The 26,060-nt window shown below is 38.9% G+C and carries 22 protein-coding genes; 18 read left to right on the forward strand and 4 right to left on the reverse strand.

Annotated elements, in window-relative coordinates; all coding sequences use genetic code 11:
• Window positions 1-58: 58 nt before the first annotated feature.
• From R8N23_RS05110 to R8N23_RS05120, 3 genes are read left to right on the forward strand one after another with little or no spacing between them, the layout of a single operon-like run.
• A complete protein-coding gene (locus tag R8N23_RS05110) occupies window positions 59-1,618 on the forward strand; it encodes a PglZ domain-containing protein (RefSeq protein WP_318170488.1) in 1,560 nt (519 codons plus the stop codon).
• 7 nt (window positions 1,619-1,625) lie between these two features.
• Window positions 1,626-2,048 carry a tRNA (adenosine(37)-N6)-threonylcarbamoyltransferase complex ATPase subunit type 1 TsaE gene (tsaE, locus tag R8N23_RS05115; RefSeq protein WP_318170489.1) on the forward strand — a complete coding sequence of 141 codons (423 nt, stop codon included), beginning with the start codon at window positions 1,626-1,628 and terminating at the stop codon, window positions 2,046-2,048.
• A complete protein-coding gene (locus R8N23_RS05120; RefSeq protein WP_318170490.1) occupies window positions 2,041-3,270 on the forward strand; it encodes an alanine dehydrogenase in 1,230 nt (409 codons plus the stop codon). Before tsaE ends, R8N23_RS05120 begins: the two co-directional genes overlap by 8 nt.
• Window positions 3,271-3,273: 3 nt before the next feature.
• Here R8N23_RS05120 and R8N23_RS05125 read toward each other — a convergent pair whose 3' ends face one another.
• The 3 genes from R8N23_RS05125 to recA all read right to left on the reverse strand — a co-directional run bounded on the left by R8N23_RS05125 (window position 3,274) and on the right by recA (window position 7,397).
• A complete protein-coding gene (locus R8N23_RS05125) occupies window positions 3,274-3,510 on the reverse strand; it encodes a hypothetical protein (RefSeq protein ID WP_318170491.1) in 237 nt (78 codons plus the stop codon).
• A gap of 85 nt (window positions 3,511-3,595) precedes the next feature.
• Window positions 3,596-6,214 (reverse strand): valine--tRNA ligase, encoded by a 2,619-nt coding sequence (locus tag R8N23_RS05130; protein WP_318170492.1) that lies wholly within the window; start codon window positions 6,212-6,214, stop codon window positions 3,596-3,598.
• Between the two features lie 154 nt (window positions 6,215-6,368).
• Window positions 6,369-7,397: a recombinase RecA gene (gene recA / locus R8N23_RS05135; RefSeq protein WP_318170493.1), complete on the reverse strand. Its 1,029-nt coding sequence runs from the start codon at window positions 7,395-7,397 to the stop codon at window positions 6,369-6,371.
• A gap of 236 nt (window positions 7,398-7,633) precedes the next feature.
• Here recA and R8N23_RS05140 point away from each other — a divergent pair, with 236 nt between their 5' ends.
• The 11 genes from R8N23_RS05140 to tsf all read left to right on the forward strand — a co-directional run bounded on the left by R8N23_RS05140 (window position 7,634) and on the right by tsf (window position 20,481).
• Window positions 7,634-8,659, forward strand: a complete 1,026-nt coding sequence (locus R8N23_RS05140) for an aminopeptidase (protein ID WP_318170494.1) — start codon at window positions 7,634-7,636, stop codon at window positions 8,657-8,659.
• Window positions 8,660-8,790: 131 nt separating this feature from the next.
• The gene (locus R8N23_RS05145) at window positions 8,791-9,474 is read left to right on the forward strand and encodes a response regulator transcription factor (RefSeq protein WP_318170495.1); all 684 of its coding nucleotides are present in this window, start codon (window positions 8,791-8,793) and stop codon (window positions 9,472-9,474) included.
• Between the two features lie 9 nt (window positions 9,475-9,483).
• On the forward strand, window positions 9,484-10,524 hold the full coding sequence (locus R8N23_RS05150) for a sensor histidine kinase (protein ID WP_318170496.1): 1,041 nt from the start codon (window positions 9,484-9,486) through the stop codon (window positions 10,522-10,524).
• Window positions 10,525-10,577: 53 nt separating this feature from the next.
• Window positions 10,578-11,297: an RNA pseudouridine synthase gene (locus R8N23_RS05155; protein ID WP_318170497.1), complete on the forward strand. Its 720-nt coding sequence runs from the start codon at window positions 10,578-10,580 to the stop codon at window positions 11,295-11,297.
• Between the two features lie 265 nt (window positions 11,298-11,562).
• Window positions 11,563-14,760 carry a SusC/RagA family TonB-linked outer membrane protein gene (locus R8N23_RS05160; protein WP_318170498.1) on the forward strand — a complete coding sequence of 1,066 codons (3,198 nt, stop codon included), beginning with the start codon at window positions 11,563-11,565 and terminating at the stop codon, window positions 14,758-14,760.
• Between the two features lie 18 nt (window positions 14,761-14,778).
• Window positions 14,779-16,230: a SusD/RagB family nutrient-binding outer membrane lipoprotein gene (locus tag R8N23_RS05165; RefSeq protein WP_318170499.1), complete on the forward strand. Its 1,452-nt coding sequence runs from the start codon at window positions 14,779-14,781 to the stop codon at window positions 16,228-16,230.
• A gap of 93 nt (window positions 16,231-16,323) precedes the next feature.
• Window positions 16,324-17,703 carry an Ig-like domain-containing protein gene (locus R8N23_RS05170; protein ID WP_318170500.1) on the forward strand — a complete coding sequence of 460 codons (1,380 nt, stop codon included), beginning with the start codon at window positions 16,324-16,326 and terminating at the stop codon, window positions 17,701-17,703.
• 205 nt (window positions 17,704-17,908) lie between these two features.
• Window positions 17,909-18,352 carry a 50S ribosomal protein L13 gene (gene rplM / locus R8N23_RS05175; protein WP_318170501.1) on the forward strand — a complete coding sequence of 148 codons (444 nt, stop codon included), beginning with the start codon at window positions 17,909-17,911 and terminating at the stop codon, window positions 18,350-18,352.
• A gap of 5 nt (window positions 18,353-18,357) precedes the next feature.
• Window positions 18,358-18,744: a 30S ribosomal protein S9 gene (gene rpsI / locus R8N23_RS05180; RefSeq protein WP_318170502.1), complete on the forward strand. Its 387-nt coding sequence runs from the start codon at window positions 18,358-18,360 to the stop codon at window positions 18,742-18,744.
• 32 nt (window positions 18,745-18,776) lie between these two features.
• Window positions 18,777-19,544 carry a 30S ribosomal protein S2 gene (gene rpsB / locus R8N23_RS05185; protein WP_084371631.1) on the forward strand — a complete coding sequence of 256 codons (768 nt, stop codon included), beginning with the start codon at window positions 18,777-18,779 and terminating at the stop codon, window positions 19,542-19,544.
• 103 nt (window positions 19,545-19,647) lie between these two features.
• Window positions 19,648-20,481 (forward strand): translation elongation factor Ts, encoded by an 834-nt coding sequence (gene tsf, locus R8N23_RS05190; protein WP_318170503.1) that lies wholly within the window; start codon window positions 19,648-19,650, stop codon window positions 20,479-20,481.
• Between the two features lie 118 nt (window positions 20,482-20,599).
• Here the strand turns inward: tsf and R8N23_RS05195 are convergent, their stop codons facing one another.
• Complete coding sequence (locus R8N23_RS05195) at window positions 20,600-21,070, reverse strand: STAS/SEC14 domain-containing protein (protein ID WP_318170504.1); 471 nt, start codon at window positions 21,068-21,070, stop codon at window positions 20,600-20,602.
• Between the two features lie 163 nt (window positions 21,071-21,233).
• Here R8N23_RS05195 and prfB point away from each other — a divergent pair.
• The 4 genes from prfB (at window position 21,234) to R8N23_RS05215 (ending at window position 26,059) form a co-directional block, all read left to right on the forward strand.
• A protein-coding gene (prfB, locus tag R8N23_RS05200) for a peptide chain release factor 2 (protein WP_318170505.1) occupies window positions 21,234-22,326 on the forward strand; the annotation gives its coding sequence in 2 pieces (ribosomal slippage) (window positions 21,234-21,293 and window positions 21,295-22,326; 1,092 coding nt in all).
• Window positions 22,327-23,214, forward strand: coding sequence for a phosphatase (locus R8N23_RS05205; RefSeq protein WP_318170506.1), 888 nt, complete (start codon window positions 22,327-22,329; stop codon window positions 23,212-23,214).
• Window positions 23,215-23,226: 12 nt separating this feature from the next.
• Window positions 23,227-24,558, forward strand: a complete 1,332-nt coding sequence (locus tag R8N23_RS05210) for a YihY/virulence factor BrkB family protein (RefSeq protein ID WP_318170507.1) — start codon at window positions 23,227-23,229, stop codon at window positions 24,556-24,558.
• A gap of 79 nt (window positions 24,559-24,637) precedes the next feature.
• Window positions 24,638-26,059, forward strand: coding sequence for a thrombospondin type 3 repeat-containing protein (locus tag R8N23_RS05215; protein WP_318170508.1), 1,422 nt, complete (start codon window positions 24,638-24,640; stop codon window positions 26,057-26,059).
• Window position 26,060: the final 1 nt, after the last annotated feature.

The raw sequence follows: 26,060 nt of genomic DNA on the forward strand, positions 1-26,060 counted from the left end.
CCCTTATTTTGAACCTTTGTCAAGTTAGACATTCGATTTATTCAAAGAAATATACAATATGCGAAATTATGAAATATTATGGGCTGATGATGAGATTGATCTCTTAAAGCCTCATATACTTTTTTTGAATAACAAGGGATACAACGTGACGCCAGTCAATAGCGGCTCGGATGCCTTGGATGAAATGAATAAAAATGTCTTCGATGTGGTTTTTCTTGACGAAAACATGCCGGGACTGACCGGTTTGGAAACGCTTGCTGAGATTAAGACACATCATCCTAATGTGCCGGTAGTAATGATCACCAAGAGTGAAGAGGAGCATATCATGGAAGAGGCCATCGGTGCGAAGATTGCTGACTACCTGATCAAACCACTCAACCCAAATCAGATATTACTTTCGGTAAAGAAAATATTGGATAACAAGCGTTTGGTGACTGAAAAGACGAACATGAGTTACCAGCAGGACTTCAGAAATATAAGCACTGCGGTAAATGAAAATCTCGATTTTCAAGAGTGGATTGACGTCTATAAGAAAATGGTTTATTGGGAGCTCGAAATAGACGATACCGAAGAGCGGGCTATGGCCGAGGTACTCAATATGCAAAAGGATGAAGCTAATTCTGAGTTTTGTGATTTTATTACTTCTAACTATCCGACCTGGCTCAATGATCCTAATGCAGAGAAGCCATTGCTTTCGCATCGTGTCATGCGCGAGCAGGTATTTCCACTACTCGAAGAAAAGAAGCCTGTTTTTTTCTTTTTGATTGACAACTTGAGATACGATCAGTGGGAAATTCTTGAACCCATCATTTCTGAATACTACAATGTAGAAAAGGAAGTGCCCTTTTATGCCACGCTCCCTACCACTACAGCTTATTCTAGAAATTCAATTTTTAGCGGTATGCTGCCGGATGAAATGGCTAAAAAGCATAGCGACATTTGGATTTCCGAAGATGGAGAGGAAGGAAAAAACATGCAAGAAGAAGAATTTCTTAGAAGGAATTTGAAAAGAAACAATCATGACATTAGCTTCTCTTATCACAAAATTTTGCAAAAGCAACAAGGCAGGCAACTTGTAACCAATGTAAATAATCTGCTTAATAATGATTTGAACGCAATTGTTTATAATTTCATTGACGTATTATCACATGCGCGAACGGATATGAAAATGATCCGAGAATTAGCGCCAGATGAGCCGGCATACCGGTCTCTAACTATATCGTGGTTCAAGCATTCTACCTTATTGGAGCTACTGCAGATATTGGCCCAAAAAGACGTGAAGGTGATTATCACCACAGATCACGGAACCATAAGAGTAAAGAAGCCATACAAGATAGTAGGAGACAAAAAGACGAACACGAACCTGAGATATAAAGTAGGAAAGAATCTAAATGTGGATGATACAGAAGGTGTATTTATCTGCAGAAACCCTGAGGAACTTCATTTACCTAAGGAAAATGTCTCAAGCTCTTATATTTTTGGAATGAAAGATGATTTCTTTGTATATCCAAATAACTATAATCACTTTGTGAATTACTATAAGGATACTTTTCAACATGGAGGAATTTCGATGGAAGAAATGATTGTTCCTTTGATTCATTTAACACCTAAGAGTTAAAAAAACAGTGCAACTAAAATTATCTGACCTGGGAGAAATAGATCAAGTCGCTCAGAAGATCATAGCGTACGCTGGCAATGAGTCAATTTGGCTTTTTGACGGTGAAATGGGAGCTGGTAAAACGACTTTAATTAAGGCCATCTGCAAACAATTAGGAATTGTAGATGAAACCAGTTCACCTACTTTTGCTCTAGTCAACGTGTATGAAAATGAAAAGGCGGAAGAGTTTTATCATTTTGATTTTTACAGGATCAACGACGAAGTAGAGGCCATTGACATTGGAGCGGATGAGTATTTTTATTCTGGGCGTCCATGTTTTATAGAGTGGTCAGAGAAGATACCCACACTGACCCCGCAAAAAAACCTAAAAATTAGTATTAACTTAGATGCTGAAAGGAATCGTATGATCAGCCTTAGTAAGCATGAATAAGCATTTAATGGGAAGTAGCGTATCCGCGCTGGTAGAAGAATCAAAACTGTATCCTCAGGAAAAATTGGCGGCAATCCGAACGTCCAACAAGTCCTTGAATATTGGTATTCCGAAGGAAAATTCAACGTATGAAAACAGGGTTCCGCTTACTCCCAAGGCTGTAGGTGCGCTGACCAATCAAGGGCATAAAGTCCTCATAGAGTCTGGTACCGGCAATGCTGCCAATTTTTTTGATAAAGAATATACCGAAGCTGGAGCGAACATCACTAAGAGTGCAAGTGAGGTTTTTAAATCTGATATCATCATCAAAGTAGAGTTTCCGACCAAGAAAGAAATTGAAATGATGAGTATGGGTAAAACCATTATCTCTACTATTCATGCAGACAAAGATCTCGGACAACGGTTATCCCTTTTGAATCAAAAGAAAGCTACGTCCATTGGCTATGAGTTCATAGAGGATCAAATAGGCGGTCTGCCAATCGTCAGAGCTATGAGTGAAATAGTAGGGGCTGTGGTCATACCTACCGCTGCAGAATATCTTACTACCAATCAAGGCGGAATTGGAATCATTCTTGGAGGTATCACAGGAGTGCCTCCAACCAACGTCGTAATCCTCGGGGCAGGTACAGTGGCTGAATATGCCGCTCGGACGGCACTAGGACTAGGCGCCTCAGTGAAAGTTTTTGACAAACATTTATACAAGCTTCACCGACTTAAGCATATTCTTTCGTCTCCAATATTTACTTCCACGATAGATCAGGTAGCGCTTAAGAAGGCATTAATGGAAGCTGATGTAGTGATTGGGGCAGTGCGAGCGGATAAGGGCGTACTTAAGAAAATCGTAAGTGAAGACATGGTTAAGGCTATGAAAAGCAGTGCTGTAGTAGTCGATGTGAGTATTGATGAGGGAGGGTGTTTTGAAACTTCTCGTCCTACTAACCTTAAGAGTCCTGTCTTTGAAAAATTCGGTGTGAAGCACTATTGTGTGCCCAATATAGCATCTAAAGTGCCTAGAACATCTACGAAAGTATTAAGCAATATTTTCACACCCATATTGAACAGCATTGCACATAATGGTGGCGTGGATCAAATGATCTTCGAAAATAAATGGTTTATGAAGGGGGTCTATACTTATAAGGGATATATGACCAATTATCATCTATCGGAAAAATTCAAGTTAAGGTTTAAAGACCTTAACTTACTTATGGCTGCTAGATTCTAAGAATTAATTTTCTCCATTACAATCAGCCAATGCTTTTTCTGCCTCATCGGCTCTGCGTTTGGCTGTAGTAGCTTGCTCTTTAGCAAATTCAGATAGTTTAGTCTGTTCCTTAAGTTGCAGTTTGGTTTCTTCTAGTTCCTTTTTCAGCTGTGCATTCTCGGCTTCAAGTTCACCAGTGCAAGAAGACAAGGAAAAAGCAGTGACTAAGGCTAGTGCCAGGATGGTGCGTTTAATATTCATTCTGAGAAGGATTGATTTTTATATTTCTTTAAAGTAGTTATAAATTAGAATACTTCCAATGAAAACACCTGCTTTTGGCTTTAAATTATAATTGAGCTTCTAATATTGCAATTTTTGCTTCAGCATCTGCTTTTTTCTTTTTTTCCATGGCCACTACTTGCTCTGGCGCATTATTTACAAACTTTTCATTGCTGAGTTTTTTGTCAATGCCGATAATAAAACCTTTCAGTCTTTTTATTTCTTTCTCTGCCTCTTCTTTCTGATCTTCTGCTTTCGCATGCTCTCCCAGCGGCACAAAGAATTCAGTTCTATTTACTATAAAACTTGCTGCATTGTCCACCTTCTTGTCTGTGGCTGCAATCGAGCCTACGTTGGCTAGTTTTTTTATCACGACTTCGTAAGCGTTGAACCCAGAGGTGTCTTGTTTTTTGATGAACAAGTCAAGTATCTCCTTTGGTGAAATTCCAACGCTGTTTCTTGCATTTCTTACGTTGGAAATGATTTCAAATATTTCTGACGTTTGCTTCAGTTCATTCTGGTCGAATTTAGCAAGTGATGGCCATTCAGCGACTATCAAACAGTCATCTTCATTTCTTTGCTTGATGTTTTTCCAAATTTCTTCTGAAATAAATGGCATAAACGGATGCAAAACACGCATCAATTGCTCAATGAAGCCAATGGCTTGATCTACTGTCTTTTGATCCGTTGGTTGCTGATAGGCTGGTTTGATCATCTCCAAGTACCAAGAGCAGAAATCATCCCATACCAACTTGTAGGTCGCCATCAGCGCTTCTGACAATCTAAATTTGGAAAATAGATCGTTGATTTCTTGGAGCGCTTCATTAAATCTATTTTCAAACCAAGAAGCCGCCACGGCCGCCGCTGGATCCTGAGGAATATCCTGGACTTCCCAAGATTTAATGAGCCTGAAGGCATTCCAGATTTTGTTGGAGAAGTTTCTGCCCTGCTCGCAAAGCTTCTCGTCAAATAAAAGGTCATTACCGGCTGCAGAACTCAATAGCATTCCTACTCTCACTCCATCCGCTCCGTACTGATCGATAAGGCCAAGTGCATCAGGAGAATTACCCAATGATTTGGACATTTTCCTTCGTTGCAAATCACGAACCATTCCTGTGAAATATACCTTTTCAAATGGCTTGTCTTTACCGAATTCATAACCCGAAATAATCATTCTAGCCACCCAGAAGAAGATAATGTCCCATCCTGTAACTAGAACCTGAGTGGGGTAGTAATACTTATATTCCTCATTGTCTGGATTTCTGAATCCATCAAATACTGAAATGGGTAGCAAGGCACTGCTAAACCAGGTGTCTACTACATCTTCATCTCTCTTTAAGTCAGCAAGAGTAAGAGACTCATCTCCAGTGTCCTTTCTGGCCATCTCTAAGGCCTCTTCTGGTGTTTTTCCCACAGCCACACCGTCTTCTCCATAGTAGTAAGCTGGAATTTGCTGTCCCCACCATAGTTGGCGTGATATAGGCCAATCTTTAATATTTTCTAACCAGTGTTTGTAGGTGTTTTTGAACTTTTCAGGGAAAAATTCAATGTTGTCGTTCATTACATTTTCCAGCGCCGGTGTCACCAGTTTTTGCATGTCTACGAACCATTGGAGAGAAAGCTTAGGCTCAATGGCTGTATCTGGGTTTCTTTCAGAAAAACCTACTTTGTGTCTTAGGTTTTCGGTTTTGACAAGGCTACCTAAGCTCTTTAGTTCCTTGGAAATTAGCTTTCTAGCGCTTTCTCTGGTTTCACCTACATAAAATTGAGCTTTTTCATTCAATGTGCCATCGTCATTAAGAATGTCAATGGTCTCCAGATTGTGTTTTTGCCCTAAATCATAGTCATTGGTGTCATGTGCTGGCGTTACTTTCAAACATCCAGTACCAAATTCGATGTCTACGTATTCGTCTTCGATGATAGGGATGACACGATTCACTAATGGGACAATTGCCTTTTTGCCTTTGAGATGTGTATATCTTTCGTCGTTGGGGTTGATGCAAATAGCTGAATCACCCAAGATGGTTTCAGGACGAGTAGTTGCAATCGTTACAAATTCGTTTGAGCCTTCAATGGCATATTGGACATGATAAAGTGCAGCGTTTACATCTCGATAAATTACCTCTTCGTTCGATATGGTGGTTTGGGCAGTTGGATCCCAGTTTACCATCTTATAATCACGATAAATGAATCCCTTTTTGAAATAGCTAATAAAAACTTCTTGAACAGCATCAGAGTTTTTTTCATCCATGGTGAAAAACGTTCTGTCCCAATCGCAAGAAGCACCAAGCCTTTGTAGCTGATTCAGAATAATGCCGCCGTATTTTTCTTTCCATTCCCAGGCGTGTGATAGGAATTCCTCTCTCGTCAGATCCGATTTTTTGATACCTTTTTCACGCAACATACCCACTACTTTGGCTTCCGTTGCAATAGATGCATGGTCTGTCCCTGGTATCCAGCAAGCTTCTTTTCCTTCCATTCTTGCCTTCCGGATCAAGACATCCTGGATAGTATTATTCAGCATGTGTCCCATGTGTAACACGCCCGTTACATTTGGAGGAGGGATAAGGATAGTATAGGGCTCTTTATCAGGATTTGGTTCTGAATGAAAAAAGCCTTTATCTAGCCATTCTTGGTAGATTTTTCCTTCAACTTCTGCTGGATTGTATTTTGTAGAAATAGACATTGCTCGTCATTAAAAAAATTGAACGGCAAAATTATAAAATTTCGGCGCATAGCCATTTTTTTTAGCAGGTAATGTCCAACCTATTTTGTCGCACGTGGTAATAAAAAAAGGAACGCTGTGAGGCGTTCCTTTTCAAATCCTTTAATTGATCAGTTTATGCTTCTGTTTCTGCTGGTACTTCTTCTTCAACACCATTGATTTTATTTCGGATACCCATTTCCATTTCTTCCATCAGTTCAGGGTTATCAAGAAGTAAATTTTTAACGGAATCCCTACCTTGACCAAGTTTGTTGCCTTTGTAGGAGAACCATGACCCTGCTTTATTGATAATTCCGAGCTCTACGCCTAAGTCAATGATTTCACCGACTTTGGATATGCCTTCTCCGTACATAATGTCGAATTCTACTACTTTGAAAGGAGGAGCTACTTTGTTTTTTACCACCTTCACCCTCGTTCTGTTACCTAGAACGTTATCAGCACTTTCTTTGATTTGACCAATTCTGCGAATATCGAGTCTAACCGAGGAGTAGAATTTGAGCGCATTACCACCTGTAGTTGTTTCTGGATTTCCGAACATTACACCAATTTTTTCACGCAATTGGTTAATGAAAATACAAGTACAGCCTGTTTTGTTAATGGCACCTGTTAGTTTTCTTAGAGCCTGACTCATCAATCGGGCTTGCAGTCCCATTTTGCTATCGCCCATTTCACCTTCCAGTTCAGCTTTTGGAACCAACGCAGCCACAGAGTCAATAACAATAATATCGATAGCTCCAGAACGAATCAAATGTTCCGCAATCTCCAAAGCTTGCTCTCCATTATCAGGTTGAGAGATGAGCAAGTTTTCAGTATCTATGCCTAATTTTTCTGCATATACCTTATCAAAAGCGTGCTCTGCATCGATAAACGCTGCCATGCCTCCTTGCTTCTGTGCTTCGGCAATGCAGTGAAGGGTAAGTGTTGTTTTTCCTGAAGACTCTGGGCCATAAATTTCTACGATTCTACCTCTTGGCACACCACCAACACCGAGCGCTATATCCAAGCTTACCGATCCAGTAGGGATAGAAGGGATGTCGATCACGCTTTCGTCAGATAACTTCATAACGGCACCTTTCCCGTATGATTTTTCCAGCTTATCTATAGTTAACTGAAGTGCTTTTAATTTTTCGTTATTTTCACTCATGATGAGATTGTTTTCAGGTTCTAAATGGAAGTGCAAGTTATTTGAAAATAATGACTATTCGAATATTCCGCACAAGACATTGATTATAAAAATATTAGCAAATATATATTCATTTAATTGAGAAATTAAAGAAAATGCTAAAAAAATTAGTAAAATATTTTTCTTTCACTTTTGAATGTTGCAGTCTATAATTGTACTGATTGAACGGTTCAACTTAACATGATTTGACAAATAGAATGAAGAAAAATTTGAAGTGGCTGATTCTGGTAGTTGGAGTGTTATTTGTGGTTTCAGAGGCACAGTTTATTAGTTATTTATTGATGCAGGGGCAGGGGCAGTTAGAGGTGCTTTGGAATGCAAGGCCAGTGGATGAAGTGCTTAAGGATTCTATTGACCAAAAGTTAAGGGAAAAATTATTGCTTGTTGAGGAGGTTAAAGCTTTTGCCAAAGAGGATTTGGGCTTGGACTCTGAGGGACTATATACTACCGTTTATGATCAAAATGGAGAAGATATTTTATGGAATCTTACTGCTTGCGATCCTTTTGCATTACAGTCGATTGAGTGGTCATTTCCAATTGTAGGAAATGTTTCGTACAAAGGATTTTTTGATTTAGAAAAGGCAAAGTATGAAGAACAGAAGCTAAAAGAAAAGGGATATGATACACGTATCAGGCCCGTCAATGCTTGGTCAACTTTGGGCTGGTTTCAAGACCCGATTTTATCAAATAATTTAGAACGAAGCGAAGGGAGATTGGCTGAATTATTTATACATGAAATCACTCATGCCAACATTTTTCTTAAAGATTCATTAACGTTCAATGAAAATTTGGCATCATTTATTGGTGAGCAGGGAGCTCTTCAGTTTTTAACTAATAAATATGGACAAGAAAGTACTTTGTTGGATGATTACAAAGCGTCAGAAAATGATACGCAAAGTTTTGTTAAACATTGTTTAAATGGGGTATCGGATTTGAAAATTCTCTATACTAGCTTTAATGAAAACATGTCTTTTTCAGAAAAAGTAAAATCAAAAGAAATGTATATGAAAAAGTGGGTGGAGACACTTGATTCTATGCCGTTCAACAATCCTAAGATCTATATTGGCAGATTTGAAGAGAAACTACCCAATAATGCTTTTTTTATGGCTTTTGAGCGATATGATTCAAAGAAAGAATCTTTCGATTTGCAACTTCAAGGTGAGTTTGAGGGTGATCTGAAAGCTTTCATAAAGTATTATGTCAAGAATAGTGATGGGCTTTAGTTATATTTCCTTTGTATTAAATAATTGTTATGTCTTTAAGGAATGGCTGATTTAGTAATTATTATTTGGGAATTTGCAGGAAGAAATTATTAATCTGAATTTCATAAACATAAGCTAATTACATTTTAATTATGTCAGGGAATAAAAAAATCCTAGTAGTAGATGATGAAGTGGATATTCTGGATCTTTTGAAATATAATCTCGAGAAAGAAGGATATCAGGTGGAGGTAGCGGATAATGGAATCAAAGGTGTTGAGGTTGCTCAATCTTTTGTTCCAGACTTAATTCTTTTAGACATTATGATGCCAGGTCAAGATGGGGTCGAGACCTGTCGGCAGTTGAGAGAGGTTAAATCATTGGCTAATACTTTTATACTATTCCTTACTGCCAGGGTTGAAGAGTACTCTGAGATTGCTGCTTTCGACAGTGGAGCAGATGACTATCTCACTAAACCTATCAAGCCTCGAGCTTTGATGAGTCGAATCAATGCAATTTTCAGAAGATCCAAAAAGGAAGAGGATGTGGATGAAAAAATCACAGCCGGAGATTTGGTGATTGATAGGCAGAGTTATGTAGTATCTCAAAACGGTAAAGAATTCACTTTGCCAAAGAAAGAGTTTGAACTCCTATTCTTTTTGGCACAGCATCCGGGTAAAGTTTTTAGTCGGGACGATTTGTTGATCAATATTTGGGGGACAGATGTATTTGTATTGGCGCGTACCGTTGATGTGCACATTAGAAAGGTTCGCGAGAAAATTGGTGACGGTTATATATCTACTATAAAAGGTGTAGGGTATAAATTTGAGTTAGACTAATTATTCTCAATGTTATTGAATTCCAAAGGGCTTGCTCTGATACTGGCTGCTAGTATTGCGATTATCATAGGGGCTAGTCTTCTTCTGATTCCAGAGCTTCCCGATTTCGTTTTCTGGCTAGTACCAATTATTTGTTTTGGTACGAGCTACATTCTTATTAATGTAGTTCTCGAATTCTTGTTCTTTAAAGAACTGAGAAATATTTATGAGATGTTCGAGAAAATTCGAAACAATGACCTGACTACTTTAAAGCCAGAACGTTCATACGGTCATAGCTCCCTTAACCAAATACAACAGGAAATTTACTCCTATGCACACGTCAAGCAATCGGAAATAGATGAGCTTAAGCAGATGGCTAAATTCAGACGACAATTTCTGGCTGATGTATCACATGAATTGAAAACTCCTATTTTTGCTGCACAAGGATTTGTGCATACATTGTTGGATGGAGCGATCGACGATAAGTCTATCCGAATGAAATTCTTAAGGAAAGCAGCAAAAAATCTGGATGGACTAGATGCCTTGGTTCAGGATCTGCTTACGGTATCGCATATGGAGGCTGGAGATATCACCATGCAATTCGAGCCTACAAATATTTGTGAGGTAGTAGAGGAGATATTTGATCAGCTAGAAGATCGTGCGGCAAAAAAAAGTATCTCCTTGAAATTGAATAATGAAGGAGAAAACAAAATTTTGGTTTTGGCGGACAATCAGAGAATTCATCAAGTATTTGTTAATCTCATCTCCAATGCCATTAAATATTCAGATGAAAAGGGTGAGGTAACAGTTACATTAACTCCAAACAATGAAAAACTTGATATTTCAGTTCGGGACAATGGAATTGGAATCCCACCAGAGCACCTCAACCGTATCTTTGAACGGTTTTATCGTGTAGATAAAAGTAGATCAAAGGCGCAGGGAGGTACTGGCCTCGGGCTCTCTATAGTAAAACACATTGTTGAGGCTCATTCAAGTGAAATTAAAGTAGTAAGCAATGTTGGGCAGGGCTCTTCTTTTAGTTTTGAACTCGAGCTTTATCAAGCGAGGTAGATTTTTTTGAATATCTTTTCTAATTCCTAGAATTCACTAACTACATTGCCGGCATGAAGAAGAATGTTTGGAATGCTGAAGATATGATAGTTTTCGATGATGAAAACTATACCATTATTAATAAACCACCACATCTGTCTACACTTGAAGATCGAAATGATCAATCTAACGTCTTAAATCTTTTTAGAGCAATAGATAGCAACTATCAGGTTTGTCACAGATTGGATAAAGAAACAAGCGGAGCTTTACTTCTCTCCAAGAATGATGAAGCCTACCGGCATGCCGCTCTACAATTTCAAGAAAGAGAAGTAGAGAAAATATATCATGCAATTGTAAAAGGTCGTTTTCTGAACGAATCGTTACAGGTGGATGTCCCACTTAGAACCTCAGGTTCTGGAAAGGTAATTTTTGATAAACGTAAAGGTAAAGAAGCTATTACTTTGATTCGACCTAAGCAGTTTTTTAGAAACTACACCTTAGTAGAGGCGAAACCAATAACAGGTCGAACACATCAAATTAGAGCTCATTTGGCTTATCTTGACTTTCCAATTTGTGGGGACAATATGTATGGTGGAGAACCGATTTTTCTTTCTTCTCTAAAAAAAGACTTCAAGAAAAAGGATCATGAAGAAGAAAGACCATTGTTCAATCGTGTGGGACTGCATTCCAATTCAATTGAACTAACAAATGTTAATAAAAATATTATTTCGAAAATGTGTGATTATCCAAAGGATATGAAGATAATTATGAAAAAACTTAATAAGTTCAATTAGTTTTTGAAAAATGAAAAAATATTATGTTTTTCCTGGTTGTTTTGGAAATGTCGCCAAATGCAACATCAGTTTAAATATTATCAATAAAGTTTCATAAATGTTGCCAAAATAGTAATATTGCCATTACTAGAATTGGCTGTATTGAGATATTAGCAATTTCAGAGCAGTTAATTCGCTTTTTGAAATAAAGAATTAAACCAACTTCAAGCATCATAAGATGGGAGAAGATTTTTTATTTTATTTTTTAACTAAACCATATTTTATTATGAGAAAACTATTACTGATTTTCTTGTTCGTATCTGGCTTGATGGTTCAAGCTTCAGCACAGGACAGGACAGTTTCTGGTAAGGTTTCGTCGGCTGAAGACGATTCTACTCTTCCAGGCGTGACGGTTGTACTTAAGGGTACAACAACCGGTACCACTACCGATTTGGATGGTAACTACAAGTTATCTGTTCCTTCAGAAGGTGGAACTCTAGTTTATTCTTTTGTGGGTCTTGCTACACAAGAAGTTGAAATCGGCTCTAGAAGCGTGATTGATCTTGTTATGCAGCCAGATGCTCAGCAATTGACGGAAGTTGTTGTTACGGCATTGGGTATTTCTAGAGAAAAAGCTTCATTAGGATATTCTGTTCAGGAAGTACAGGGAGAGGATATCGACAAAGCTAAAGAAGTAAACATTGTAAATGCACTTCAAGGACAAGTAGCTGGTGTACAAATTAACGGTACTACTGGTGCGTTGGGAGGTTCGTCAAGAATCACAATCAGAGGAGCAAATTCATTGACTGGTAATAACCAGCCTTTGTTTGTTGTTGATGGTGTCCCAATGGACAACAGAAACTTTGCTACTTCTTCGCAGCAAAATGGTTTCGGAGGAGGAACTTACGATTATGGTAACTCTGCTTCTGATATTAACCCAGCAGATATTGAGTCAATGTCTGTATTGAAAGGTGCGGCTGCAACTTCACTTTATGGATCAAGAGGTAGTAATGGTGTAATTGTTATTACTACTAAAAAAGGATCTAAAGGCAGTGGAATAGGCGTTAGCGTTAATTCTTCAGTTACTTTCGACAATGCCTTCAGATTGATTGATCACCAAAGAGAATATGGTGGAGGTGCTTCATATGCCACTGCATCTGGATTCAACGAATTCTATGAAAATGGACAATTGAACTATGCGCCTGCATACGGTAAGGATGGTTCATGGGGACCTAAATATGACGGCACTAGATATGTTAGACATTGGGATTCATGGGATGAAAACAATGATGCATATGGTGAAACTAGACCATGGGTAGCTCCTGAGGGAAGTTACAAAGACTTCTTCGAAACAGGTGTAACTATGAATAACTCTGTTTCTGTGACTTCTGGTCATGACAATGGTTCATTTAGATTGAGCTACACTAACGTTAACCAAGATGGTATACTTCCAAATTCAAATTTGAGTAGAAATACGGTTACTTTTGGTGCTACTCAAAACTTGAGCGAAAAGTTGACTGCTAACTTTTCTGGATCTTATGTTTATACTGATGTAAAAGGTAGAAACGTAACTGGGTATGATAACAAAAACCCAATGCAAGCATTTACCCAATGGTACCAAGTACAGTTGGATATGGATAGATTGAAGGATTATACCTTAGATGACGGTGTCACCCAACAGACTTGGAATGCCAGAGGTATTACTAAAGATGGTGACGGTAATTTGGATAGCTATGATCCTCATCCAAACTACTTCGATAACCCATACTGGGTACGTTACAAAAACCTTCAGAAGGATAATCGTAACAGGTTCTTTGGAAATATGGAGCTAGTTTATGATATCACTGATGATTTGAAAGTTAGCGGTAAAGTAATGAGAGATGGTTATTCTTCACAAGCTTATGAAGGAATCGCTCCAGGTGGAGTAGATCAGTCTGAGTACAGAGAAACTACACGTCATTTTGCTGAAATGAATTACATGGGTATGATCATGTACAACAAGACGTTGGATGATCTTTCTATTAGCGCTAGTCTTGGTGGAAACATCATGAAGCAAAATTATAACAGAACAATTAATGAGACTGTTGGAGGTTTGGCACTAGCTGGTTTTTGGAACTTGGGCAACTCAGTTCAAGCTGCAAAAATTGACACCTACGAGGAAGCAAAGAAAATTAACTCAGTGTTCGCTACTGCGTCTCTTGGATTCAAAAATATTGTTTTCTTGGATTTGACAGCCAGAAATGACTGGTCATCAGCTTTGAGTAAGACGGACAGATCTTATTTCTATCCTTCTGCAACCACAAGTTTCGTATTCTCAGAAGTTGTTCAGCCTTCTTGGTTGTCAATGGGTAAAGTGAGAGTTGCTGTTGGTCAGGCTGGTAATGATGCAGATCCTTATCAATTGAGCGATGTATATGATCCAATAGTTCCAAATTTTGGAGATTACTCAAGATACTCTGTTCCTGATACAAGAAATAACCCTGACTTGGTTAATGAGTTGACTACTGAATTTGAAGTAGGTTTGGAGATGAGCTTTTTGGATAATAGAGTTGGATTTGATTTAGCTTATTATGACAGAACTACTGATGATCAAATCATGCAAGTAGCTTCTTCTGCCACTACTGGCTACACAGCTAAGTGGGTAAATGCTGGGTCAATGAGAAACAGAGGTATTGAGTTGATGATCAATGCTGTTCCTTTGAAAATTGGTGACTTCCAGTGGGATGTAAACTTTAACATGGCTACTTATAACAACGAAGTTGTTTCTTTGGCTGAAGGTGTTAATGAAATTAGTCAAGGAAGTACTTGGGCAGCTGATTTAAGAATTGTTAAGGGTGAATCTTACATGGGACTCTATGGACAAGATTGGGAAAGACATGAAAATGGATCTCCTTTAGTTGACGCAGATGGTGCTCCAATTGCTCAAGATGACTATTCTTACCTAGGTACAGCGATTGCTGATTTCACTGGTGGATTTAGAAATACATTCACTTGGAAAGGTATTACAGCTTCTGCTTTGATCGACTTTCAAAAAGGTGGAATTGTTCACTCTACTTCATTGCAATGGGCTAACTACTCAGGTATGACTCCTGAAAGTGTATGGCAAGACGGTGTTGATATCAGAGAAAATGGATACATTTTCCCAGGTGTAAATGCTGACGGTAGTGCAAACACTACGCCAATAAGCGCACAGGGATATTTCCAATCATACTGGAATGTAGCAGCACCAAATGTTTATGATGCAAGTTTTGTTAAGTTGAGAGAAGTTTCTTTGAGCTATACTATTCCTAACAATGTTCTTGGTGGATTCCCAATTAAGAATTTGACTGTAGGTGCGTTTGGTAGAAACTTGGCTGTATTGAGCAGTGATCTTCCATACTTGGATCCACAGGCATCGACTGGTACGGGTAACCGACAGGGTCTTGAAAATGCTCAAGTTCCTTCTACTCGATCTGTAGGGTTCAACCTTTCATTTAACCTTTAATGTTTAGAATAGAAGATTATGAAAATAATAAATAGATTAAAATATATAGGACTTGCCATGCTTACATTGTTTGTGAGTGCGTGTGAAGATGGATTTGATGAGATCAATACTGATCCAAACTCTCCAATTTCAGTACCTGCAAGTACACTTGTTACCAATGGTATTTTTAATGTTACTTATACCTATTGGGATAGAGATTTAAATTCAGAGTTTGGCGAGTTGATGGTTCAACATATGGCTCAAAATGAGTATACTGAAGAACAGCGTTATTCTTTTGCTCAATCTGACTTTAACTTCAGATGGGGAAATTTATTCTCTGGACAAAATGTTGCGGCACCAAGAGGTGGTCTATATGATTTGGCAGCAGCGAGACTTATAGTAGAGGAGAATGAATCTTTGTCTGATGCTGTAAAAGCGAATCAGTTGGCTGTAATTGACATCTATATGGCGTTTGCTTTCCAGTTTATTACTGATTTATGGGGAGATATTCCTTACTCTCAGGCTTTCCAAGCTGGAGAGTATGCTTTCCCAGCTTATGATTCTCAGGCGGATATTTACTCTAGTTTGATTGCTTCTGTTACGAATGCAGTTGGTACTATTGATGCCTCTGAAGAAGGATTCGAATCAGGTGATATTTTATTTGAAGGCGACATGGCTTCTTGGCAAGCGTTTGGTAATGCTATGTTGATTAGATTAGGAATGAGAGTTGGAAATGGAACTGCAGTTGCTGCTGGATTTTCTGGCCCACTTCCTACTTCTGACGTGATGTTAGTATTTGGAGCGAATCAAGACGTAGCAAATCCTTTTTATCAGGATAAAGTTATTTCTGTTAGAGATGACTTTAGAATTTCTGCTGAATTGGTTGCTGCAATGAATCTTCAGGCTGACCCTAGATTGGCGAAATATGCAATGCCTGCTCCTGGAACTGACGAGATTGTAGGTATGCCATATGGTTTGGCTGATGGACCTGCATTTACTTTGAAAAATTCTACCTCTGATATTCATACAGATATTGAAGATGTAGCGACTGCTCCTGCTTATTTATTTACTATGGCAGAGCTAGAGTTCTTCAGAGCTGAAGCCTTAATAAGAGATTATATCTCTACAGGTGATGATGCTGTTGCTTTTGCAGCTGCCATTGATCACTCATTGGCTCAGTGGGGTGTTACAAGCCCAGGTTTCGGAGCTTCTATTGCTTACGGATCTAGTGATACTGAAAAATTGCAAGCTATTGCTCTTCAAAAATGGATCGCTCTTTACACCAATGGTGTTGAAGCGTATGCTGAATGGAGAAGGTTGGATTATCCAGTATTGGAACCAAGTGCAAACATGGCTCCTGGAGTGACTGGTATTCCTACTAGAATGTTGTACCCAAGTACTGAAGATGGTACCAATGGAGAAAATCTAGCTGCTGCGAATGGCGGATCACCAAATGCATTGGATACAAGGGTGTTTTGGGATGCCAACTAATTAGATAGATATCCCAATTATGTTTATTCAATTTCTGGTTAAGACTTAACCAGAAATTGAATAAACCATCACTAACTTATAAATAAAGATTAAATGAAAAAAATACTTAATATAGCGATAGTTGCCTTTCTTGCGCTTGCGATAGTGGCTTGTAAGGACGATTTACCTGCGGGGGAAGGTATTCCTCAAATATATGTGACTGGTGCTACTACGGCGCTTCCAACTGATGTTGAGGAGTATAGCGTAGGAGACGCCGGGTCTGCAACTTGGACTGTAAGTGATGCCGCAGTGGCAGAGGTTACAGGAAATGGTGCAACTGCCAGTGTAGAATTCTTAAGCCCTGGTGACGTAAGAATTACTGCTACTGTTGGATCTGAGTCTGGATATGTAGATGTACGTGTTTCTTCTGTTGGTGCAGGTGTGACTGTATCTTATGATATGGATGGAATGTTGAGAGAAGACAGTACTGGTACTGTAACTTTTACGTTCGATGCTCCTTTGGCTTCAGATCCATTGTTTGGTTTGAATCCTAAGTCAGATGCTGATTTGATTAAAACGCTTGGAACTATTGCTGGAAGCGCTGACAAGTACACTGTAGGTGTAACTGGTGGTGTAGGTAATGGTACGCCAATGGCTTATTTGAGAGATGTTATAGTTACTGACGCCTTCGGTGGAGATAAAGCTGATACTATTGAAGTGGCTTTATTTACTATTGATAACATTCAGCCTTCTATGGAGGACTTCACTCAGGAAGGTGTTAATCTGTCTGGAACTGCTACTTGGGGAACCGATGTTTCAGCTTCTGTTACTTTCAACGAAGCTATGAGAGTTTCAATGAAAGATGCAGGAGATACTGCACTTTGGGTTACTTATACATATACACGTGATATGGTGGCTGGAGCAACTGCGAAAACTGATTCAGCTCGTTTGGTTACTGAAGATATGCTTACTTGGACGGCTTCTTGGACTATTCCTGATAGTATCTCTGATGGAATGAATGTGAATTTTGTAAATGTTGTGGGTGCTGATTTGTTGGATTTAGCTGGAAATGAACCATATAATGACTTAACGAATCCTGCTAGTTTCACAATTGATATTACTGGACCAAGTGAGCCAACTGTTGTGGTTAATGAACCAGAGACCACTCCAACAGGTGTTGGAAATGTGAGATGGTTAGATATTACCGCAACATCTGTAGATGCTAGTTCTAGTGTAGCAGGTTATCATTACCTACTTAAGGAGGCTTATGAGAGTGATACCACTGCTGCTGGTGTTCACAATCCTGGTCCTGCTTCTTTAGCTGACTTCAGTAGCGATATGATTGCTTCTGGTATGCTAGCTAAAGGAATGTCTACTGATTCAGCTGCCTATGATTTATTCTGGATTGCAGTTGATGAATTCGGATATGAAAGTGATATTGATAGTACACGTTTGACTTACTCAAATACTGGAGTACTTACAGTTACTAACTAAAATTATAAAAGGCTTAATGCCTAATTAAATTGAAAAACCGAAAGATTCGTCTTTCGGTTTTTTTGTTTTATATCAATCTCATCCTATAAGTTGGTGAGATTCAGTCTTTTTCTACATAAGGCTTTGCATTTCAAAAATTAAACTTCTATTTTTGTGTCCCTTTTTGAGGGGAGTAGGATTTTGACTAGAAAAAATCGATAAAAAAGTGGATTCAATAAGTTATAAAACAGCGATGACCAACAAAGCGACTGCCAGTAAAAACTGGGTGGTTGTAGATGCTGATGGAAAAGTATTGGGAAGATTGGCTAGTGAAGTGGCCAAGATGATAAGAGGAAAGCACAAGCCGGGCTACACACCTAATACCGACTGTGGTGATAATGTGATCGTTATCAACTCTGACAAGGTGAAAATGACTGGGAAAAAGTGGACAGATAAGAAATATATCTCTCACACCGGATATCCAGGAGGACAAAGAGAGCAAACCCCAAACGAAGTGTTGGCTAAGTCATCCACTATTCTTGTTGAAAGAGCCGTGAGAGGTATGCTTCCTAAAAACAGACTAGGTAGAGCCTTGTTTGGTAACTTGTTTGTATATGAAGGCGCTGAGCACAAGCACGAAGCTCAAAGTCCTAAAGAGATAAAATTATAATCTAGATGGAAGTAACTAACACCATTGGAAGAAGAAAAACATCTGTAGCCAGATTGTTTATGACACCTGGAAAAGGTGAGGTAAGAATTAATAACAGGGAATTGAAAGAATATTTCCCATTTGAAATCTATCAAACTATTGTAAAGCAGCCATTAGTATTGGTTGAAGAAGATGGAAATTTTGATTTTAAAGTAAATGTTGGAGGCGGTGGCTATAAAGGTCAGGCTGAAGCGATCAGATTAGCTATATCAAGAGCATTGGTAGAAGTTAACCCTGAGCACAGACCAGCATTGAAGAAAGAAGGTTTCATGACTAGAGACCCTAGAATGGTAGAACGTAAGAAGCCAGGTAGAAGAAAGGCGAGAAGAGCGTTCCAGTTCAGTAAGCGTTAATCATATTTTATTTTTATATATAAGTAAACTTAATGGCCAAATTAGAGCATAAAGACTTACTTGATGCTGGTGTTCACTTCGGACACTTGACGAGAAAGTGGGATCCACGTATGGCACCGTTCATCTTCATGGAGAAGAATGGTATCCATATTATCGATCTACATAAATCGCTTGAATGCCTCGAAGAAGCATCAAATGCACTCAAGCAGATCGTGAAATCAGGACGAAAAGTAATGTTCGTTGCTACAAAAAAGCAAGCGCGTGAAATCGTAACTGAGGAAGCAAAGAGATTAAGAATGCCTTACGTAACCGATAGATGGTTGGGTGGTATGCTTACTAACTTTGCAACAATTAGAAAATCTCTCAAGAAGATGTCTTCTATGGACAAGATGTTGAAAGATGATGCTTTCAAAAATCTTGCAAAAAGAGAAAAGTTGATGATTAGCAGAGAGAAAATCAAATTAGAAAGAGTCCTTGGTGGAATCGCTGATTTGACAAGATTACCTGCAGCACTTTTCGTAGTAGATATCAAAAGAGAGCATATCGCTATCAAAGAAGCACAGAAATTGAATATTCCTGTATTCGCGATGGTAGATACTAACTCTGATCCAAATCAAGTGGATTTCCCAATTCCTGCAAATGATGATGCATTCAAATCAATTCAGTTGATTATCAATCACATTGGCAAAGAGATGGAAGAAGCACTTGCTGAAAGAAAGAAAGATAGAGACGAGAAGAAGGATCAGGAAGAGGCAGCAGCAAAAGCAGCAGCTGACGAAAAAGTAGAGACAGCAGAATAATTACTAAGTAAATATTCGTCACAATATAAGAAAATTGAACATTGATCTCATCGGTGTTCAATTTTTGTTTAAATCGATTTTAAAAGACATAAATACATTAATAATGGCAATTACTGCACAAGATGTAAACAAGCTGCGTCAGATGACTGGAGCTGGTATGATGGATTGTAAAAAGGCTTTGGTAGAAGCTGAAGGTGATTTCGACAAAGCGATCGAAATTCTTAGAAAGAAGGGTCAGAAAGTATCTGCTTCTAGAGCTGATAGAGAAACTAATGAAGGTATTGTAATCGTAAAAACTAACGAAGACAACACAGTAGGCGTTTTGGTGGCATTCTCATGTGAGACTGACTTCGTAGCTAAGAACGAAGAATTCGTTGCTCTAGGTGAAAAATTGGCTACGGCTGCTTTCACTAACAAACCTGCTGATGCAGCAGCTTTGAAAGCTTTGAAAGCTGAAGGCGATTTGACTTTTGATGACAAAATCACTGAATTGATCGGTAAAATTGGTGAGAAGCTTGATATCGTTGCTTATGAAGTAATGGAAGGCGAAGCAGTTGTTCCTTACATTCATGCGGGAAGCAAACTAGGCGTATTGGTTTCGTTGAAGAACACTAATGGAGCTGACGTACTAGAAGCTGGTAAAGACGTAGGAATGCAGATCGCTGCAATGAACCCAATCGCTGTTGATAAAGACGGTGTTGATTCTACAGTAGTAGAGAAGGAGATTGAGATCGGAAAAGATCAAGCGAGACAGGAAGGTAAGCCTGAAGCAATGCTAGAGAAAATTGCGATGGGTAAACTGAACAAATTCTACAAAGAGAACACATTGTTGAGCCAGGCATTTGTTAAAGATAGCGGAGTAAATATCTCTCAATATCTTGACAGTGTAAGCAAAGGAATGACAGTTGCAGAATTCAAAAGAATTACGATCGGATAAGTAGACATTCGATTTAAAATAAAAAGCCATTCTGATGAAAATCGGAATGGCTTTTTTGTTGGCATAAAAAATAGGTAAGGTTTTTAACCCTCACCTATTTTTTTCATATTGAGCAGCCTTACTTCTTTCCAAATAACTTTCGAAGTTTTGATTTCTTTTCCACTACAGGTTCTTCTACCACTATTCCGGCTAGCCAGTTTGAAGCTGGTTGAGTATAATCAAATACTTTCGACTCAATAGATGGGTTTACTTTTTTGATAGCTTCGGCGAGGACATTAGAAGAAATAGTAGCGATAGGAGATTCAGACTCCAGTACAGCTATTTTGTCTATTTTCTTCAATAATTCAGTGCCTTCTTTATTTACGAATTCGCTTTTGATCCATATTCGGCATTCACCGTCATATCCTTCAAGAGCCCTTCTATCAACTAGCCAATGTACAGTTTTATGGTCTTTAGCAATTTCAGAAGCCATACGCATAATTTTCTGCATTGAATCCAATCCTACTGTTCCTTTCCATCCAAATTGAAAAGTTGTGTTGTCTTCGTCAAATTGGAATATGGCGTCTTCTGCTTCAAAAAGAGTTTTCATAAGAAATATTATTTCTGGTTGTAAAATCTGAGAAAGGCGGAGCGCAAAATTAGTTCAAATGGAAAAGATAAACTAGTATGATCTGAATGAAAAAGTCAATAATAGATGAAAGGAAATGTAATGGTTTGATAAATTTGCCAACCATTTAAAAAAATCATATTCAATGACATCAGATCAATTGAAAGAAGCAAAGGCCCGAGTGAGTGATCTCCGGGGCTATCTTTGACTACGATATCAAAGTAAAAGAAGTAGAAGAGGAAGAATCTATTACTACACAGGCCGATTTTTGGGATGATCCTAAACAAGCTGAGGCCATGCTCAAGCAAATCAAAGCCAAGAAAATCTGGACAGATGGTTTTGCTAAGGTGAATGCAATGTGCGAGGATCTAGAGACTTTGTATGAGTTTTATGAAGCGGACGAAGTCGAAATGACTGAGATAGACGCAGAGTATAAAAAATTCATGGGAGTTCTTGAAGAACTTGAATTTAAGCGCATGCTGAGTGGTGAAGAAGATCAGTTGGGTGCGGTGATGGAAATCAACCCTGGGGCCGGAGGTACAGAGAGTATGGACTGGGCTTCCATGCTCATGCGGATGTATATCATGTGGGGAGAAAAAAACGGCTATTCAGTAAAACAATTGAATTACCAGGCAGGTGAAACTGCAGGTGTAAAGTCGGTCACTCTTGAATTTGATGGACAGTTTGGCTACGGATATCTGAAATCAGAAATTGGTGTTCATAGATTAGTAAGAATTTCTCCTTTCGATTCGGGAGGAAGAAGACATACTTCTTTTGTATCCGTCTATGTTTACCCTATAGTGGATGATTCCATTGAAATTGAAATCAACCAGGGAGATATCGAATGGCAAACTTCCAGATCTGGTGGAGCAGGTGGTCAGAATGTAAACAAGGTGGAAACCAAAGTACAGCTGACTCATAAGCCTTCAGGTATAGTGATAGTTTGTTCGATCGAACGGTCGCAGTTGGCCAATAAAGAGCATGCGATGAAAATGCTTAAATCTCGACTTTATCAAATCGAAGTAGATAAACGCAACGAGAAGCGCGATGAGATAGAGAGTAGCAAAATGAAAATTGACTTCGGAAGTCAAATAAGGAATTACGTATTACACCCCTATAAATTGATTAAGGATGCTCGAACTGGTGTAGAGCGAACTGATGTGCAGAATGTGTTGGATGGTGATTTGGATGATTACATCAAAGCTTTTTTAATGGGTCAGGGGCAAGAAACCGACTAAATGATATTAGCAGCAATCGACATTGGTTCGAATGCCGTAAGGCTTCAGATCAACCGCCCGATCACCTACGATGGGGTGACCATCTTCAAAAAACTTCAATACATTAGATTCCCACTTAGGTTGGGATCTGATGTGTTTGAAAACAATGAAATTGGGGATGAGAAATTTCGCGAGTTTGTCAAACTGATGCAGGCTTTCAAGAATATGATCGACCTGTATAAGGTGGACGAATATTATGCGTGTGCGACCTCTGCGATGAGAGAAGCAGAGAACGGCAATGCGCTGGTTCAGGCAGTCAAGGCAGCTTGTGATTTGGATATCAATATCATTAGTGGTGATTTGGAAGCCGAGTTGATCAATCGGGTGATCGCCCTAAACTTCCAGCCCGATGAGCAGTATTTGCATATTGATGTAGGTGGGGGTAGTACAGAACTTACCCTGTATCATGGGGATCAAAAAGTGGTTTCCAGATCATTCCCCTTGGGTACCGTAAGATTATTGAAACACTCTGAAAGAGCAGAAACTTGGGATGAAATGCTCCAATGGATATTGGATCATAAAGGAAAGGTAGGACATTTGATAGCGATTGGAACCGGAGGAAACATCCGAAAGCTCTACGAATTGACCAATAAGGAAAAAGGCAAATACATAGGGCTCAAAAAGCTGGAAGAGGAGCTCGAGATTCTCAAAGGTATGCCTTACGAAGAACGCGTAGTCAACCTTCAGTTGAATGAAGACCGTGCTGATGTGATAATTCCAGCCTCAGAAATCTATATTACCATTATGAAAAAGGCAGGGGCCAAAAAAATCATGGTTCCCGATGTGGGGTTAAAGGATGGTATAATCAGTTATCTTTATGATAAGAATGTCTTAAATAAACAGATATAGTATCTTAAAGACTTGAAGAAGATCATATCAAAAACCAAAGAAGCAGCCGAATTCGTCAAAAGTGAAATTTGGAAAACCACCGAAACGGAAGGTTGGAAAGGTTTTAGACTCAAACTTTTGAAAATTCTGGTCATCACGGCTAAGGAATTCAAAAAGGACAACATTGTACTACAAGCTTCGGCACTTACCTATCTGACTATCCTCTCGATCGTTCCAGTTGTGGCCATGATTTTTGGGATTGCCAAAGGATTCGGTATCGAAAATCTTATTCGGAAAGAGCTAGATAAAATCTTCATTGGTCAGGAAGTGGTGAAAGAAACCATTTTTGATTTTGCTCAGAATTTGTTGGCCAATGCCAAAGGGGGGGTGATTATTGGCGTTTCGATTGTTGTACTCTTCTTCACCGTGATGAAGCTATTGAATAATATTGAAGTGGTGTTCAATAGCATTTGGGGTAAACAAAAAGCTCGGGTACTGATCCGTAAGTTTACAGACTATTTAGCATTAATAGTAATATCTCCCATTTTGATAATCCTCTCGAGTGGCGTAACCATATTCATTCAGAATCAGCTTCAGGTGATCGGCCAAAATGGAGAAATGGAAGCACTAGTGACACCGGTAGCGGCATTCTTTGTGCAGCTATCGCCTTATGTATTGATCTGGCTATTGTTTACCATGATCTATGTGATTATGCCAAATACGAAAGTCAAACTGGTGAATGGCTTGATTGCAGGAGTGATTGCAGGCACCATGTTTCAGTTGATACAAAAAGGGTTCATTACGTTCTCTGTTCTGATGGGTAACTATGGCGCTGTATATGGTGGTTTAGCCGTACTTCCTTTGTTCTTTATCTTTTGCCAACTGAGCTGGGTCATTGTCTGCATTGGTGGTGAATTGTCATATGCAATTCAAAAAGTGGACGAGTATATTCCAGACGAAACTGACATTAAATTCAGTATGGCTGAGAAAAATAAGATTGCTCTATTAATTGTTCATACTGTGGTAAAGGCCTTCAAAAAGGACGAAGAGCCTTGGACAAAACGAGCACTGTCGATCAAATTACAAATTCCGCATCGATTCGTGAGTAATGCAGTGAATCGCTTGGTCAATGCTGATATCTTGGTTAGAAGCCTTAGCGATAAGGGAGCAAATTACGTATACCTTCCTGCTTTAGATATCAATCAGATTGATATCCACCTCGTTTTTAAGAGGCTCAGTGAAGATGGAGATAAAAGTCTACACAAGTCAAAAGTTAAAGCCATTGGTTCCATCGAACAAGTCCTCAATCTCTTGAACACCGATTTAAGTAAGTCCAAAGGCAATAAACTACTCAAGGACATTTAAAAACTCTCTTATAGTATAATTCATTGTTGAAATAGTTATATTTACATAGCCAGCGGCAGTGTATTTAAAGAAAGGAACAATGAAGCAACCTCCAAAATTTACTCTGCGTTGGAGCATCTATGTCTTATGCTCAACGCTTATATTTCAATCATGTATATTAGATAATACAGATGACCCACCAGATGATGATGGTGACGGTATCGAAAACGCTGTGGATATATGCCCTGATGTGGCCAATGCAGATCAGGCAGATGAAGATGGTGACGGTATCGGAGATGCCTGCGAAACTGATACAGATGAAGATGGTGTCATAGATGACTTGGACAATTGTCCTACTATGGCCAATGCTGATCAGGCGGATGCAAACAATGACGGAATCGGTGATGTTTGTGAAGGAGATGGTGATGAGGATGGAATTCAGGATTATTTAGACAATTGTCCCGAGATTGCCAACCCTGAGCAGTCTGACTTTGATGGAGATGGTATCGGCGATTCCTGTGATGATACTACGGTAGCTGAGGACAAAACACACATACAATCAGCCTTGGATGGCACATTCAATTGTATTAGAAATTTGAAGAATGGCGATGCCATGGGTGTAGTATTAGATGATATGGTTGGTCTCAGCAATGGAATAACACCGGATGAGGTCTGGATGGATGCTGTATTGGAAAACCTAGGGTCTATTATAGATACAGGAGAAGAAGATGAATCTTTCCGTTTGGTCATGGCTGATATTGGTGGTGTGTTTGAATTCAATAAATCGGATAGTAGTTGGACGGAGACCAGCGCTTCTAATTCTAAAATCGAATTAAAATTTCCTACCGTAGAAGGAGGAAGCAATAATGCTATCCTAAAATTGGACAACTACACAGATAAGGCATTTACTACTGACGATAGTACCTATTATTTACCTACTTCAGCTGCTTTGAGCTTATCGGTTGATGGTACGGAAGTAATCGGTATAACCATAAACGAAGTGGTATATGGTTCAGGGAATGTGCCATTACCGACAAAAGTGGACTTAGAAATATTCCTAAAACCATCCAACTTCCATATTGTAATTGAGAGCCCGGTGGATACCAAATTTGCCTTAGACTTAGAAGTGTCCAATGAAGAAGGATGTGGGTATGGAATAGAAGTAGATGTAGAATTGGCGCATAATCAATATGATGATATTGATTTTGACACGGATATTATATCCCTAACAGCTGGAATTCATTTAGAACATCTCTCTGTTGTCACCGCCTCGGATTTGGCTCCATTGTTTGGGCTTCAGGATCCTACTGATGCTCAAATCAATGAGTTAGTCGATCTGGATTTATTGATCAATAACTTCAAAGTGGCGGATGTTGAATATAATGGCACAGAGGATATACTGTATTTAATCTTCAAAGATGACTCTCAAGAAGATGCATTCAATTACTTCGAAAGCTTTTTTGATGATGTGCTGGGTCAAATCGAATATTACACCGGAGATTTGTTTGAAGAGGAAGTATAAT

The organism is Reichenbachiella sp. (assembly GCF_033344935.1).
Taxonomy (GTDB): Bacteria; Bacteroidota; Bacteroidia; order Cytophagales; family Cyclobacteriaceae; genus Reichenbachiella.